The following is a 14,000-nucleotide window of genomic DNA, read 5'->3' as shown; positions in this document are numbered from 1 at the left end:
AGGCCAGCCTTTTGGGGCTTGGCGGCAAGCGCTGCGCGCTAGCAGCCGCGGCCCGCAATGTCAATCAAAGCCCTGCCCTTGCGGCGTGCGGCGCCGCCAGCCTATGACGCGGCGATGACCGAAAACTGCACGCCCGTCGACCTGTCGCAAAGTCTGGCGGCCGATGTTGCCGATCATCGGCTGGAACTGATCTTCGACGGCAGCGAACGGCTAACGCGGCTGCTCGACCTGATCAATGGCGCCGCGCGCAGCATCGACATCATCATGTATATTTTCGAGGGCGACGCGGCGGGCGTGCGGATTCTTGACGCCCTGCTTGTCGCTGCAAGACGGGGCGTTCGCGTTCGCGCCGTCCTAGACAGCTTCGGGTCGGGCGATACGCCCGACGCGTTGTTCGCACCGCTGCGGGCAGCGGGCGGCAGCGTGACCTTCTTCTCGCGCCGCTGGCGCTCGACATATCTGATCCGGAACCACCAGAAGCTGATCCTGATCGATGAAGAGATTGCCGTCACCGGCGGGTTCAACATCGCCGAAGACTATCTGAGCGCGCCGCGCAGCGATTGCTGGTTCGATATCGGGCTGGTCGTGAAAGGGCCGACCGTCGCTCGCGCAGCGGAGTGGTTTGCCGAAATCCACTTTTACACGGTGAATGACGACGGAAAACTGCTGATTTTGCGACGGCTGATCCGCGAATGGCCGGTCGATGGGGGGCCGGTGTCGTGGCTCGTCGGGGGTCCGACACAGCGGCTTTCCCCATGGGCGCGAGCGGTCCGTACCGATCTCGAGAATGCGCGACAACTCGATATGGCGATGGCCTATTTTTCACCAGGCCAAGGCATGCTCCGCCGGCTTGGCCGGGTGGCCCGGCGCGGGCGCGCGCGCTTCGTCATGGCAGGGAAGTCCGACAACCCGGCCACCATCGGCGCGTCGCGCCTTCTTTATGGCTATCTTTTACGCAAGACCGCAGAAGTGTGGGAATATCGTCCGTGCCGACTGCATATGAAATTGATCGTCATCGACGATATTGTTTATATTGGATCCGCCAATTTCGACGTCCGCAGCCTGTTCGTGAATATCGAAGTCATGGTGCGTATCGCCGACGCCGATTTCGCCGCCAAAATGCGCTATTTCCTGGCGAGCCAGAAGCCCGATTGCGAAATCATTACGCCGACATCGCACAAGGCGCGCGGCAACTGGTTGACGCGCATCCGCTGGACGCTTGCCTGGTTCGTCGTCGGCGTGGTCGATTATACCGTTTCGCGAAAATTGAACTTCGGCCTCGGCGATCCCGATCCCGAAGTTTAGTCCTTCCAGCCCCAGAACAGAAAACAGGGGGGGACATTCACCCATTCGAACGCATTGTCGATACGGCTGAAATGCGCGGTGAGGAAGTCGCGCGCGCGGGCGCGGAACTGATACACGAGGAAGGCGCCGCCGGGGCGCAGCACGCGATGCGTTGCCGCCGCGATCGCCGGGCCGACGCCGGCGGGCAGGGTCGAAAAAGGCAGGCCCGACAGGACATAGTCGGCCTCTTCGAAACCATGTGCGCGCACGATTTCTTCGACATCCGCCGCCGAACCATGGACCGCGATAAAGCGACTGTCGCGAATGTCCTTGCGCAGATAGTCGATGAAATCCTCATTGGTATCGATTGCGATAAGCGTCGCATCGCCCGCCATCCGTTCGAGCACGGGGCGGCAAAAAGTGCCCACGCCCGGGCCGTATTCGACAAATAATTTGGTGTTTTTCCAATCCACCGGGCGCAGCATGTGGCGGATCAGCGTCGGCGACGACGGCACGATCGATCCCACCATGACCGGATGCTTTATAAAGCCGCGGACAAACATGCCCCACGGTCCGAAAAAGCGCTGGAGACCCACGCGCAGCCGACGGGCCAGCGGGGTTTTCGTTTCTTGGGCCTGCGCCCGCGGATTGGTCATGTCGGCTTTCGCATTGTTGCAGTCACATCAGGCGTGGCAAAATCGGCGCGATGGCGCAAGGAAAGATGTGGTCTTGACTCTGGACAGGCTCGCGCTCGCGTGTAGGGAGAGGCGGCGTTTCACGATGAAGGAGGGGTGGACATGGCGACGACTGCGCACTCCATTCCCTCGGACCGGATGGCGGTGCTGTTCGCCGTGATGCTGGTGGCGGCCGCGGGAAACACGGCCATGCAGTCGATCCTGCCTGCGATCGGCACTGAACTGAAGATACCCGATGTCTGGGTCAGCCTTGCGTTCAGCTGGTCGGCGCTACTCTGGGTCTTGACCGCGCCATATTGGGCGCGCCAGTCGGACAAGCGCGGCCGCAAAGCCCTGATGGCTCTTGGCGTCGTGGGCTTCCTGTCGTCTATGGCATTGTGCGGTCTGGTGCTGTGGGCGGGCCTGAAGGGACTCATTGGCGCCGGGATCACCTTCATCGTTTTCGCGCTGTTCCGTAGCCTTTACGGCGGATTGGGCTCGGCCGCACCTCCCGCTGTGCAAGCTTATGTCGCCTCACGCACCGACCCCGAACAACGCACACAGGCCCTTTCGCTCGTATCTTCCTCCTTTGGGATCGGGACGGTCATCGGGCCTGCTGTCGCCCCCTATTTCATTCTGCCGGTCGTTGGAATGGCAGGTCCGATGCTGATATTCGCGCTAATCGGGATGATCGTGCTAATCCTGCTGCGCTGGCGACTACCCAATGACACCCCCCGCTTCGCGGCGCGTGGCGCGATCGCTCCCTATCCTCTTTCAGCCGGCCCGAACGAGCCCTCGGCTGAGGAAGAGAATGACCCGAGCGCCCCCGAACAAGAATCGCTCAGTTGGCGCGACACACGGGTTCGACCATGGTTGCTCGCCGGCTTCTTCGGGGGGCAGGCACAAGCGATGATGATCGGCGTCATCGGCTTCCTGGTCCTTGATCGGCTTCATTTGCGCGGAGATCCAAAAACCGCTGCCGAGCTAACAGGCACAGTCTTGATGGCCAGCGCATTTGCGACACTGCTGGCGCAATGGGGGCTCATTCCGCTTTTCAAAATGACCCCGCGCCCGACGGTCCTTTGGGGCGCCGCTCTCGCCATTTGCGGGATACTGATGACCGGTCTTGCGCAGAACCTTCACGGCATCATCATCGGCTTCGCCCTTGCCTCCCTCGGCTTTGGCCTATTCCGGCCGGGCTTTACCGCCGGCGCCTCGCTCTCGGTTCCGCGGCGCGACCAAGGAGCGGTCGCCGGAATGACCGCGTCAATCAACGGGTCGGCCTATATCGTATCGCCCGCTATCGGCGTGCTGCTCTATAATTGGCATTCGATGGTCGCATATGGCTTAATGGCCAGCTTCTGCGGCGGGCTCATCCTATGGGGCTGGTCCGCGTTGCGCACGGACCAGCCCGCGGTTTCCTAGCCGCTCTCGTCTTCACCGTGCTTGCGTTCGCGGACGGGCTTCAGCATCCCGGGCGCGAAGAAGCCGATCGGATCGACACTCATCGCGGCCTGTTTGATCTCGCCCTGGATTTTTTCATAATCCTTTTCCATCGCCTCGGTCACCGAGGCGCGGGTGTCCTTCAGCGCGGTTTCGAAATCGCCCATTGTCACCGTGTCGCTGTCCATCGACCGCTTGAGTGCGGCGAGCCCCGCACGGCGGGTCAGATCTTCCAGATCGGCCCCGGTGAAGCGATCGGACTTTTCGGCAAGTAGCGACAGATCGACATCCTCCGCCAATGGCATCTTCGCTGTCTGGATTTCGAGGATGCGTTTGCGCCCCTCGGCATTCGGTACCGACACATAGATCAGCTCGTCGAGCCGACCCGGACGGAGTAGCGCCGGATCGATCAGGTTCGGGCGGTTTGTCGCCCCGATTACGACCACCGACTGCATCTCCTCGATCCCGTCCATCTCGGCGAGAATCGTGTTCACGACGCGCTCGGTCACCTGTGGCTCGCCGGACGTGCCGCTGCCGCGCGCGGGAACCAGGCTGTCGAGCTCGTCGATAAAGATGATCGTCGGCGCGACGGCGCGTGCGCGCGCGAACAGGCGCGCGATCTGCTGTTCGCTCTCGCCATACCATTTGGACAGCAGGTCCGACGATTTGATCGAAATGAAATTGGCGTCGGATTCGCGTGCCGCGGCCTTGGCGAGCAAGGTCTTGCCCGTTCCGGGTGGCCCATAGAGCAGGAAGCCCTTGGCAGCCCTGATGCCCAGGCGGCGGAAGGCTTCGGGATTTTTCAGCGGCAGTTCGATTCCCTCGACCAGCTTGTCGCGTGCCGCGTCGAGCCCGCCGATGTCGCTCCAGCGCGTCTTGGGCGCCTGGACCATCACCTCGCGCATGGCCGAAGGCTGGACGCGTTTCAGCGCATTGTTGAAATCCTCGCGCGTCACGCGAAGCTCTTCGAGCACTTCGGGCGGGATCGTCCCTTCCTCGAGGTTCAGCTTGGGCATGATTCGCCGTACCGCTTCGATCGCGGCCTCGCGTGTCAGCGCCGCCATGTCGGCCCCGACAAAACCAAAAGTCGTGCGGGCGAGTTCGTCGAGATCGACATTCTCGCCGAGCGGCATGCCGCGCGTGTGGATACCCAGTATCTCGCGCCGTCCCTTTTCGTCGGGAACGCCGATCACGATCTCGCGATCGAACCGGCCAGGACGGCGCAGCGCCTCGTCGACCGCATCGGGACGGTTGGTCGCCGCGATGACGACCAGATTGGTGCGGGGTTCAAGGCCGTCCATCAACGTCAAAAGCTGCGCGACGAGGCGCTTCTCGGCCTCGCCGGTCACCTGCCCGCGCTTGGGCGCGATCGAATCGATCTCGTCGATGAACAGGATCGAGGGCGCGGCCTTGGTCGCCTGTTCGAACACCTCGCGCAGGCGCTTTTCGGACTCGCCATAGGCGCTCCCCATGATTTCAGGACCGTTGATCAGGAAAAATTGTGCCTCGCTTTCGTTCGCGACCGCCCGGGCAAGCCGCGTCTTCCCCGTTCCCGGCGGGCCGTGGAGCAGCACGCCGCGCGGCGGATCGACGCCCAGCCGGCGGAACAGTTCGGGGTAACGAAGCGGCAGTTCGACCATTTCGCGCAGTTGGTCGATCGTCTCACCAAGCCCGCCGAGATCGTCATAGGTGACGTCGGTGCGGCGAGCGTCCTGCGGCTCCTGATATTCGGGGAGCAGTTCGATTTCCGTATTTTCGTCAATGAAGACCACGCCTTTTGGGGTCGCCGACACGACGAGCAGGCGGACTTCGGCGAGGGCATAAGCCGGGGCATTGAGCATCTGGCGAAGCTGTGGCGGCATATTGCCCGATTCGAGCCGCTGCTGCCCGGCTGTCGCAACCGTATCGCCCGCGACGACCGGACGACCGAAGAAGCTGCGCTTCAATGCGTTGGCATTCCCCTGCAACCGCAGGTTTTCCTGCGCGGGCGCAAAGACCACCCGCGTCGCGGGACGCGTCTCGACCCGGCTCAGCGCGACCATGTCGCCCGCCCCGGCGCCGGCATTCGCGCGCTGAAGCCCATCGAGCCGGATTACCTCCAGTCCCTCGTCCTCCGCATAGGGCGCAAGGACTCGCGACGCGGTCTGGCGCTTGCCGCTGATCTGAATGATGTCGCCTTCGGTGACGCCCAGTTCGATCATGGCGGACCGCGGAATGCGGGCAATCCCGCCGCCGCTTTCCTCTGCACGCGAATTCGCGACCTGCAGTTTCACTTCTTTTTCTTTTACTGCGGCGTCGGCCAAAGCGCGTCTCCCTCAAAAAAAGGTCAGGACGCCGAAGATAGGGTGGTTGTTCCCGATTTTCGACCCCCTGCGGACGGGTCATTTTATGTCGCACTGCACAAAATTCTGGCAAGTCTTTCACACCCATGCCATCATCAAAGACCGATATGCCACGCCTCCCGCCCATCAGCAGCATGGAAGCCTTTCTCGAGGTTGCGCGCCACGGCACGGTAAAGGCTGCCGCGATCGAGCTTGGCTTGTCGATGCCTGCCCTGTCGCGCCGAATCCAGACACTTGAACATGCCGTCGGCCGCCCCTTGTTCAATCGCCATCATCATGGTCTCAGCCTGACCGAGACGGGTCGGGCGTTGCACGAACAATTGTCGCCGATTCTCGACGAATTGCGTACCGTCATCGGGCAGGCGGGAAGGCCCGATGCGTCGTTACGCCTGCATCTCAACGTCCTGCCGCTGTTCGCGCAGCAACGCTTGTTTCCGCGCCTCCCCGAATTGCGACGCGAACATCCCGAGTTGCATATCGACATCGATACCATGTCGCACGCCGAAGCGCGGCTGGGCGACGGGATCGACGTCGCCATCGCGCTTGCCCGATCGATCGACCCCGCGCTCTATGCCGCGCGGCTCGATCAGGACAAGGTCTTCCCGATCGCGTCGCGAACGCTCGTCGACGGCAACCGTCCAATCACCGTACCCGAACAGATGCAGCGGATGACGATCCTGCTCCACCGCGAGATGCCTGAAACCTTCACCGAATGGAAAAAGGCAATTGGCATGCCCTATCTGGAACCGGCCGGGATCGATTATTTCGATTCGGGACCGTTGATGCTCGAAGCGGCGGCGCAGGGCATCGGCGTCGCGTTCATGCATGGCCATCACCTCGACGATGCCAACGATCCGCGGCTGATCCGCCTTTTCGATTTCGACGTCGACAGCCCGTACAGCTATTGGTTCGTGTGCCGCCCGCGCGCGCTACGCCAACCCGCGGTGAAGCTGTTCCACGACTGGCTGTTAGCGGCCAGAATCTGATCGAAGCCGCTCGCGTCTAAAAGGCGATGCCGGGGAAAATGGTGCTGCTGGACAGGATTGAACTGTCGACCTCGTCATTACCAATGACGCGCTCTACCACTGAGCTACAGCAGCAACCGATGCGCCGGCGAGCGGATGTTGCCGGGCAGGCGCGGCCTATGGCGGGGCGTCCCTCGCCTGTCAAGGTGCGAGGCTTGACGATCGAGCAATTTCGCGGGCAAGAGTTTGCGCGTGAGCAAGACGCCCTCCCCCGCCGATCTCGACCGCGAACGCCGCCTTGCCGAGGCGCTGCGCGAAAATCTGCGCAAGCGAAAGGCGCAGGCACGCGAAGCGAAGGATGAGAATCCGGCTAAAGACTGACGGTTACTGTAACCTCGTCGCCCTCGGCGATCCCTTCCGCCTTGCGCACGGCGGCCTTGACCGGAAGCAGCCAGCCGCCCCTTTCCTTGTACGGAAAAACCGACGTGCTCCAGCTGGTATCGCCTATGGTCGCGAGCACCTTTGCCGATCCGAATCCCCTTCGCCCGTCAAGCCACTGACCACCGATGGCGGCGAGACGAATCCCGTCAGCGGCCTCGCCCGAGATGGTTACGAAGAACCAGGCCGCCGGCGCCGTCGTCGACTGCCAGCGCCACAGTGGCGTCGTGACGGAAAAATCCTCCAACGACGCTATTTCGCTGCGACCGGGCGCACGGGAACCGGGATATTGCAGATGTCGGTGCCGCCCGCGGGCTTGATGAAAAAGGGGTCGCGGCGATTTGCGCGGGCGTCGGCGTAGCGCGCGAAACTGTCGCTTTCGGTCGAGAGATATTCGAAGCGCGGCTGCTTCGCGGCGGGCAACTCGCTGGCAATGCGGATCGAGATGATCGGCGTCCGTTCGGCGTCGGTCTTGTAGAATCCGAGTTCTTCGGTCCCGCGCGGCAGGCTCGACAGATATTCGATACCGCTGATTACGCGTCCGACGAGCGCAATATTGCGGTCGAGGTGGCGCGGCGCATGGCCGATCACGGTGTAGAGTTCGGCACCGCTGCCAGTGTCGGGCGACATATTGCGTCCAACGCCGACCATGCCGTAGCAATGCACTGGCCAACGGCGAACGGAATCGGGCGTGCGCTCGGCGGCGACGGGCCAACCCTTTTCGAAACTCGCATAGCGCTCGACACCCCCATTCGGAATCAGCAGTTTGGCGAAACGCTGCCATCCCCCAACACCGCCCGGCGTAACATAGTCGCTCTCCGGCACCACCACCAATCCCGCCGGCAACGCCTTCTTCTCCGTCGCATCGCCCCATTGTACGACATAATTGTCCTGTACGCGGTTGACGCTCGTGCCGTCCCACCAGTGCGCGGCGGCAAGCTTGCGAATATTGTTGATCCACCCCTGGCTGAGCGGCGCGGGCATCAGCTGGATGACGACGCGGCGCGCCTGCCCCTGCGCGTCGGGGGCCAGGTCCAAGACCATCAGGTCCGACGCCGCGATCGCGACCCAGTCACTCGCCGGCGCCGCGGCCGCAATCTCGCCCGGCGACGGACCGGGCGCGGGCTCCTGCGCATAGGTTGGAGGGACAAGCAAAGCGGCAACAGTGGCCAGAAGAAGATATTGCATGCGCGATGTCTGCCACGCCCAATCGGCTTGCGAAAGCCCCGCCAAGCGATTAGGGCGCGCGTTCCAGTGCATGCGGAGCGGTGGCCGAGTGGTCGAAGGCGCTCGCCTGGAAAGTGAGTATACGTCAAAAGCGTATCGAGGGTTCGAATCCCTCCCGCTCCGCCATTTTTGTATAAATGGTCAAATCGGCGAACGGTGTACAGCCGATTGCCGCCGGTTCCTCTCCGTGCCTCCCCCCTCCTGCCGCGCAAATCACATAAGACGCGATGTGCTGTCTCCTTTGTCATTGCTATCGTAGGACGATTGCCCTAAACATCGCTAGGTCAAATGTCCTACAGTGCAGTGATGGCTTTCTGCGCATCCGCATTGTGATCGAGGAGGCCGGATATGGGCGCGAGCGAAACTCGCCAGCAGATCGTAGATGTCGCTGACCGCCTGTTTTACGAGCATGGCTTCAACGCGACTTCCTTTGCCAACATCGCCAAGGATGTGGGGCTGTCGCGCGGCAATTTCTATTACCACTTCAAAACCAAGGACGAGATTCTCGATGCTGTGATTGCGCGGCGCATGACGAACATCCGCGCCATGCTCGATGCTTGGGAACAGGATGCGGAATCGCCAGCCGAACGCATCCGCAGCTTCGTTCACATTCTCATCACGAATCGAACGAAGATCATGGCGCACGGCTGCCCGATCGGCACGCTCTGCAACGAGTTGGCGAAGCTCGATCACGCCGCCAAGGGGGATGCCGCTCGCTTGTTCTCGTTATTCCACGAATGGCTCGCGCGGCAGTTCGCCGCACTGGAGCGCGAAACCGATGCCGATGCGCTGGCCCTTCACATCCTGATGCGCAGTCAAGGTGTCGCAGCGCTCGCCACCGCTTTCCACGATGACGATTTTATTTGCCGCGAGGTTGCCGACATGGAGGCATGGCTGCAAGCCCAATGTCCGACCGCATCGTTACCCAATTCCAGCCAACCTGCTTGAGGGAACACCCATGTTCGTCATTACCCTTCATTTCGCCGACAAGACAAAAGCCCCGCAGTTCATGGAGGGGCACAATGCCTGGATCAAACAGGGTTTTGACGACGGAGTGTTCCTGCTGGTGGGAAGTCTCCAGCCGAACGCAGGCGGCGTGATCCTCGCGCATAATGCGTTGCCCGAGCAGATCAAGGCTCGAGTGCAGGACGATCCTTTCGTCACCGAGGGCGTGGTCAGCGCCGAGATTCTTGCTATTGCACCGGGCCGCACCGATGAACGGCTCGCTTTCCTGAAAAGCTGAGCTATGAGCGCAACGGTTCTCGGCCCGGACGGACGCCCACGTTGCCGCTGGTGTGCGGCAGCGCCGGAATTTCTCGCCTATCACGATACCGAATGGGGCTTCCCCGTCGATGACGATCGCCGCCTGTTCGAAAAGCTGTGCCTCGAAGGATTTCAGTCGGGCCTGAGTTGGCGGACCATCTTGGCAAAACGCGAGAACTTCCGCGCCGCGTTTCATGGGTTCGATTTCCACCGGATCGCAGGCTTCACCGTTGCGGACGTGGAGCGCCTACTGAACGATACAGGCATCGTCCGACATCGCGGCAAAATCACTGCCGTCGTGAACAATGCGAAGCGAGCGCAGGAACTGCTGAAGCGAGAGGGCTCGCTCGCCGCCTATATCTGGCGCTTCGAGCCGAAGGCGGATGAACTGGCCGCGCCGCAAACAGCATCGTTTTCGACCGCATCCATTGCGCTGTCGAGAGACTTGAAGAAGCGGGGCTGGTCCTTCGTCGGCCCTACGACGGTTTATGCCTTTATGCAGGCCATGGGCCTCATCAACGACCATATGGAGGAATGCGTCGTCCGGAAACGAGCCATCGACGCGAGGACGGCCTTCGCGCGGCCAGTATAGCCCGACAAGACGAATAGATGACCGCCGAACAGCCGATATGGCCGCTGTTAGCTACCCAATCGCCGCCAAAACCCGCCGATTACCGAATAATGGAGAAAATCATATAATCATCAAATGGTTATAGTTCCCTTAGCGCTCGTCCTCGTCCGTTGCTGCCCGCCATCTACGTCGCGCCCGCCTTACAGGCTTGCACTACGCGAAGTGCAATCGGCGGTATTTTCCCCGAAAATAGAGCAGGGGATCACGGTGCGGTTCGAACTGCGCGCGAACGACGCGGCCGACGAGGATGAAATGGTCGCCCGCTTCGTGAAGCGATTCGTGCTGGCATTCGAACGAAACGAGCGAGCCTCCCAGCAAGGGCACACCGGTCTCGCCGGGCGCCCATGGCTGGTTGGCAAAACGGTCCTCGCCTTTGGCGGCAAAGCGGTTCGATACCGGCTGCTGGCCGATCTGGAGCACATTGACGCCGAAATGCGCGGCATCGCGCAACGCAGGCGCCGTTCCGGCCGTGTTGGCGATACACACAAGCAAGAGCGGCGGATCGAGCGACACGGAGGTAAAGCTGTTGGCGGTCAGCCCGACGGGCATTCCAGCCGCGTCGAGCGCCGTGACGATCGTGATGCCCGTGGCGAAACATCCCATCGCATCGCGCAGGGTGCGCGGGTCGGACCCAGCCTTGAATTCCATCGCCTCGCGCGGCTGGCGGCGTTCGAGGAATTCGAGGAGTTGCCCGAGCAGCGCTTCCTTGCGGTCGGCGGCGAGTTCGAGATCGCATTCGTTAATGTCGGCGCTTTCGCCGAAGGGCAGCGCAGTATTGAACGCATCGCTCACCGCGCTGCATTGCGCCGGCTCGAAGCCGCCGCGCACGACGAGGGTCGGCAGCGCCAAGCGCGCCGCGACGCCGCTTTCGATCGCATTCTCATCGATCGGCATATCGACAAGCACAAGGCCCGCGGCAAGGTCACCGCCTTCGAGCCCCAATGCGCGCGTTGCGATCCAGCTTCCCCGCCCCGCCGCAACGACGACCGGGCGCGATCCCATCTGGGCGAGCACGGCGCGCAGATCCTCGACATGCGGCGCAAGTTCGCCCTCATCCCGAAGGTCGAGATTCACGACGCGGCGGCCCGACAGGACCAGGGCTTCGGCAACATCGCGCCAGGCGGCGCGGTCCTGCCCGATTTCGGGGACCAGCAGCACGGCGGGATCATTTTCGTCGCCCAGCATGTCCGCGGCCAGCACGACGCCGCCGAAACCCTTATATTCGATGAGGCTCAAACATCCCCCTTGCCGCGCCGGCGGGCGTAGAGGCCGGCGGCATTCGATATGACCAGATTGCGATGAATCGGATCATATCGAATGCCGCCGCGGCACGCCAGCGCTGAGGGCGTCAGGCGCGCATCGATACCAGCCGCTCACCGACGATCGCATCGGCGTCGGCGATGATCCGGTCGACCAGTTCCTTGCAGGTCGGGATATCGTGGATCAGCCCCTGCACCATGCCCGCCCAGAACACGCCCTTGCTGAGGTCGCCGGTCTCGAGCAGTTCGCGCCCCGCCTTGCCGTTTACCAGTTCGGCGACGTCGGCGAAGGTCGCGTCGGGCTGCGCCAGGCGGCGCACGACCTCTTCGCTCACCGCGCTCTTGCCGACGCGCGCGGTGTTCTTGAGGCTGCGGAAGATCAAGAAGCTGCCCCGCTCGTCATTGTCGATATAGGCCTGCTTCACATTGTCGTGGATGGGCGCTTCCTTGGTGGCGCAAAAGCGCGTGCCCATGTTGATCCCCTCGGCGCCGAGCGACAGGGCCGCGACGAGGCCGCGCCCGTCGCCGAAGCCGCCCGATGCCAGCATCGGAATCTTCACCTTGTCCGCGGCGGCAGGGATCAGGATCAGGCCGGGGATATCGTCCTCGCCCGGATGGCCAGCACATTCGAAGCCGTCGATGGAAATGATGTCGCAGCCCGCGCGCTCGGCCGACAGCGCATGGCGGACCGCAGTGCATTTGTGGAGGATGGTAACGCCGTGGGGTTTCAGCATCTCCCAAATCTCGCGCACCGCCTGCGTCCCCGCGGTTTCGACAATCTTGACGCCGCCGTCGATGATCGCCTGCGCATAGGCCTTGTAATCGGGCGCGTTGATCGTCGGAAAGACGGTCATATTCACCCCGAACGGCTTGTCGGTCATCGCGCGGCAACGCTCGATCTCGTCGCGGAGCGCTTCGGGCGTCGGCTGGGTCAGCGCGGTGAGGATACCAAGGCCGCCGGCGTTCGATACGGCGCTCGCGAGTTCGGCATAGCCGACGCTCTGCATCCCGCCCTGGACGATCGGGTGCTCGATACCCAGCATTTCGGTGATGCGTGTCCTGAAAGCCATCTCGATCCCTCCTTTGCGTTCCTGCCCTTACGGCATCTTCGCTCCGGTCCATGAAATAACTTGACGCTTACGTCAACGTCGGGTTGACTGGAAAGAAACTTAGATAGTGAAGGGAATCGAAATGGTGGCGCACGAAGGCATATCGGATCGGGCGCGCGCCATCGCGGAAAAGGTCGAAACCTTCGTCCGCGAAACCGTCATCCCATATGAAGCGGATCGGCGCCGCGACCACCATGGCGCGCCGACCGACGAGCTTGTCATGGAAATGCGCGAACGTGCGCGCGCCGCGGACGTACTCACACCGCATATCCTAAGCGACGGCAGCCACCTCAACCAGCGCGAGACTGCTATGGTGCTCATCAAGAGCGGTCTCTCGCCGCTCGGTCCGCTCGCATGCAACACGATGGCGCCCGACGAGGGCAATATGTACCTGCTCGGCAAGGAAGGCAGCCCCGAACTCAAGGAGCGGTTCCTGAAACCGATGGTCGAGGGGCGCGTTCGCTCGGCCTTCTTCATGACCGAACCCGCCGACGAAGGCGGCGCAGGGTCCGACCCGTCGATGATGAAGACTGTCTGCCATCCCGACGGCAACCACTGGGTGATCAACGGCCGCAAGACCTTCATCACCGGCGCGCAGGGTGCGCGCGTCGGGATCGTGATAGCAAAGGCGAACGAAGGCGCTTGCATGTTCCTGATCGACCTGCCCGACCCAGCGATTCGGATCGATCATGTTCCGAACACGATCGACAGCTCGATGCCCGGCGGCCACGCGACGCTGACGATCGACAATCTGCGCGTGCCTGCCGACCAGATGCTCGGCGAAGCGGGCGAAGGGTTCCGCTACGCGCAGGTGCGCCTCTCCCCTGCCCGTCTGTCGCACTGCATGCGCTGGCTGGGCGCGTGTATCCGCGCGCAAGAGATCGCAACCGACTATGCCAACCGCCGCGAGGCATTCGGCAAGCCGCTGATCGACCATGAGGGCGTCGGCTTTATGCTCGCCGAAAATATGATCGACCTCAAACAGGCCGAGTTGATGGTCGACTGGTGCGCGGGCGTGCTCGACACCGGATCGCTCGGCACCGTCGAAAGCTCGATGGCGAAGGTCGCGGTATCCGAGGCGCTGATGCGCATCGCCGACCGCTGCGTCCAGGTCATGGGCGGCACCGGCGTCACCGACCGGACGATCGTCGAACAGGTGTTCCGCGAGGTTCGCGCCTTCCGCATCTACGACGGCCCGACCGAGGTTCACAAATGGAGCCTCGCGAAAAAGATCAAGCGCGAGTGGAAAGCCGGGCACGCCTGACACGGCCGTCAGTTGATTGGCGAGCGGCCCTAGCGTCAAAACACTTGACGTTTACGTTAACGTCCGGATGATGATCGTAAACACAGGGTAGAGGAATCGGG

The 14,000-nt window shown here is 62.5% G+C and carries 14 protein-coding genes and 2 tRNA genes; 9 read left to right on the top strand and 7 right to left on the bottom strand.

Going from position 1 to position 14,000, the window contains the following annotated elements; translation table 11 throughout:
* Nucleotides 1–57: 57 nt before the first annotated feature.
* Nucleotides 58–1,305 (top strand): phosphatidylserine/phosphatidylglycerophosphate/cardiolipin synthase family protein, encoded by a 1,248-nt coding sequence (locus HDC35_RS00375; protein WP_260397370.1) that lies wholly within the window; start codon nucleotides 58–60, stop codon nucleotides 1,303–1,305.
* Here the strand turns inward: HDC35_RS00375 and HDC35_RS00370 are convergent.
* Nucleotides 1,302–1,940, bottom strand: a complete 639-nt coding sequence (locus tag HDC35_RS00370; RefSeq protein ID WP_184642910.1) for a class I SAM-dependent methyltransferase — start codon at nucleotides 1,938–1,940, stop codon at nucleotides 1,302–1,304. The genes HDC35_RS00375 and HDC35_RS00370 overlap by 4 nt on opposite strands.
* 141 nt (nucleotides 1,941–2,081) lie before the next feature.
* On the opposite strand from HDC35_RS00370, the gene HDC35_RS00365 reads away from it, so the two are divergent.
* A complete protein-coding gene (locus tag HDC35_RS00365) occupies nucleotides 2,082–3,383 on the top strand; it encodes an MFS transporter (protein ID WP_184642909.1) in 1,302 nt (433 codons plus the stop codon).
* On the opposite strand, the gene HDC35_RS00360 is transcribed toward HDC35_RS00365, so the two are convergent.
* A complete protein-coding gene (locus HDC35_RS00360; protein WP_184642908.1) occupies nucleotides 3,380–5,704 on the bottom strand; it encodes a CDC48 family AAA ATPase in 2,325 nt (774 codons plus the stop codon). The two genes, HDC35_RS00365 and HDC35_RS00360, sit on opposite strands and share 4 nt — an antisense overlap.
* 146 nt (nucleotides 5,705–5,850) lie before the next feature.
* Here HDC35_RS00360 and HDC35_RS00355 point away from each other — a divergent pair, with 146 nt between their 5' ends.
* Complete coding sequence (locus HDC35_RS00355; RefSeq protein WP_184642907.1) at nucleotides 5,851–6,729, top strand: LysR substrate-binding domain-containing protein; 879 nt, start codon at nucleotides 5,851–5,853, stop codon at nucleotides 6,727–6,729.
* Nucleotides 6,730–6,768: 39 nt separating this feature from the next.
* Here the strand turns inward: HDC35_RS00355 and HDC35_RS00350 are convergent.
* Nucleotides 6,769–6,843: transfer RNA gene (locus tag HDC35_RS00350), tRNA-Thr, on the bottom strand.
* Between the two features lie 117 nt (nucleotides 6,844–6,960).
* Here HDC35_RS00350 and HDC35_RS19525 point away from each other — a divergent pair.
* The gene (locus tag HDC35_RS19525; protein WP_260397517.1) at nucleotides 6,961–7,089 is read left to right on the top strand and encodes a hypothetical protein; all 129 of its coding nucleotides are present in this window, start codon (nucleotides 6,961–6,963) and stop codon (nucleotides 7,087–7,089) included.
* Here the strand turns inward: HDC35_RS19525 and HDC35_RS00345 are convergent.
* Together HDC35_RS00345 and HDC35_RS00340 are read right to left on the bottom strand one after the other, a co-directional pair.
* Nucleotides 7,079–7,393 (bottom strand): DUF1905 domain-containing protein, encoded by a 315-nt coding sequence (locus tag HDC35_RS00345; protein WP_184642906.1) that lies wholly within the window; start codon nucleotides 7,391–7,393, stop codon nucleotides 7,079–7,081. The genes HDC35_RS19525 and HDC35_RS00345 overlap by 11 nt on opposite strands.
* Nucleotides 7,394–7,398: 5 nt before the next feature.
* A complete protein-coding gene (locus HDC35_RS00340) occupies nucleotides 7,399–8,334 on the bottom strand; it encodes a peptidylprolyl isomerase (protein WP_184642905.1) in 936 nt (311 codons plus the stop codon).
* 74 nt (nucleotides 8,335–8,408) lie between these two features.
* On the opposite strand from HDC35_RS00340, the gene HDC35_RS00335 reads away from it, so the two are divergent.
* The 4 genes from HDC35_RS00335 to HDC35_RS00320 all read left to right on the top strand — a co-directional run bounded on the left by HDC35_RS00335 (nucleotide 8,409) and on the right by HDC35_RS00320 (nucleotide 10,228).
* Nucleotides 8,409–8,499, top strand: a tRNA-Ser gene (locus HDC35_RS00335).
* 222 nt (nucleotides 8,500–8,721) lie between these two features.
* On the top strand, nucleotides 8,722–9,321 hold the full coding sequence (locus HDC35_RS00330; protein ID WP_184642904.1) for a TetR/AcrR family transcriptional regulator: 600 nt from the start codon (nucleotides 8,722–8,724) through the stop codon (nucleotides 9,319–9,321).
* 10 nt (nucleotides 9,322–9,331) lie between these two features.
* Entirely contained in the window at nucleotides 9,332–9,616 is a 285-nt protein-coding gene (locus HDC35_RS00325; protein ID WP_184642903.1) for a YciI family protein, read from the top strand.
* Between the two features lie 3 nt (nucleotides 9,617–9,619).
* Nucleotides 9,620–10,228 (top strand): DNA-3-methyladenine glycosylase I, encoded by a 609-nt coding sequence (locus HDC35_RS00320; protein ID WP_184642902.1) that lies wholly within the window; start codon nucleotides 9,620–9,622, stop codon nucleotides 10,226–10,228.
* Between the two features lie 192 nt (nucleotides 10,229–10,420).
* Here HDC35_RS00320 and HDC35_RS00315 read toward each other — a convergent pair whose 3' ends face one another.
* Entirely contained in the window at nucleotides 10,421–11,503 is a 1,083-nt protein-coding gene (locus tag HDC35_RS00315; RefSeq protein WP_184642901.1) for a flavin reductase, read from the bottom strand.
* Between the two features lie 112 nt (nucleotides 11,504–11,615).
* On the bottom strand, nucleotides 11,616–12,596 hold the full coding sequence (locus tag HDC35_RS00310) for a nitronate monooxygenase family protein (RefSeq protein ID WP_184642900.1): 981 nt from the start codon (nucleotides 12,594–12,596) through the stop codon (nucleotides 11,616–11,618).
* A 121-nt stretch (nucleotides 12,597–12,717) separates the two neighbouring features.
* On the opposite strand from HDC35_RS00310, the gene HDC35_RS00305 reads away from it, so the two are divergent.
* Nucleotides 12,718–13,899 (top strand): acyl-CoA dehydrogenase family protein, encoded by a 1,182-nt coding sequence (locus tag HDC35_RS00305; RefSeq protein WP_184643857.1) that lies wholly within the window; start codon nucleotides 12,718–12,720, stop codon nucleotides 13,897–13,899.
* Nucleotides 13,900–14,000 lie beyond the last annotated feature (101 nt).

The organism is Sphingopyxis sp. JAI128 (assembly GCF_014207235.1).
Classification (GTDB): domain Bacteria; phylum Pseudomonadota; class Alphaproteobacteria; order Sphingomonadales; family Sphingomonadaceae; genus Sphingopyxis.
This window is presented reverse-complemented; position numbering and strand designations above follow the sequence as displayed.

Coding starts and splice junctions, on each gene's coding strand:
- HDC35_RS00305 (WP_184643857.1), top strand. CDS start 12,718: ATGGTGGCGCACGAAGGCATATCGGATCGGGCGCGCGCCATCGCGGAA.
- HDC35_RS00325 (WP_184642903.1), top strand. CDS start 9,332: ATGTTCGTCATTACCCTTCATTTCGCCGACAAGACAAAAGCCCCGCAG.
- HDC35_RS00320 (WP_184642902.1), top strand. CDS start 9,620: ATGAGCGCAACGGTTCTCGGCCCGGACGGACGCCCACGTTGCCGCTGG.
- HDC35_RS00310 (WP_184642900.1), bottom strand. CDS start 12,596: ATGGCTTTCAGGACACGCATCACCGAAATGCTGGGTATCGAGCACCCG.
- HDC35_RS00375 (WP_260397370.1), top strand. CDS start 58: ATGTCAATCAAAGCCCTGCCCTTGCGGCGTGCGGCGCCGCCAGCCTAT.
- HDC35_RS00340 (WP_184642905.1), bottom strand. CDS start 8,334: ATGCAATATCTTCTTCTGGCCACTGTTGCCGCTTTGCTTGTCCCTCCA.
- HDC35_RS00355 (WP_184642907.1), top strand. CDS start 5,851: ATGCCACGCCTCCCGCCCATCAGCAGCATGGAAGCCTTTCTCGAGGTT.
- HDC35_RS00370 (WP_184642910.1), bottom strand. CDS start 1,940: ATGACCAATCCGCGGGCGCAGGCCCAAGAAACGAAAACCCCGCTGGCC.
- HDC35_RS00330 (WP_184642904.1), top strand. CDS start 8,722: ATGGGCGCGAGCGAAACTCGCCAGCAGATCGTAGATGTCGCTGACCGC.
- HDC35_RS00365 (WP_184642909.1), top strand. CDS start 2,082: ATGGCGACGACTGCGCACTCCATTCCCTCGGACCGGATGGCGGTGCTG.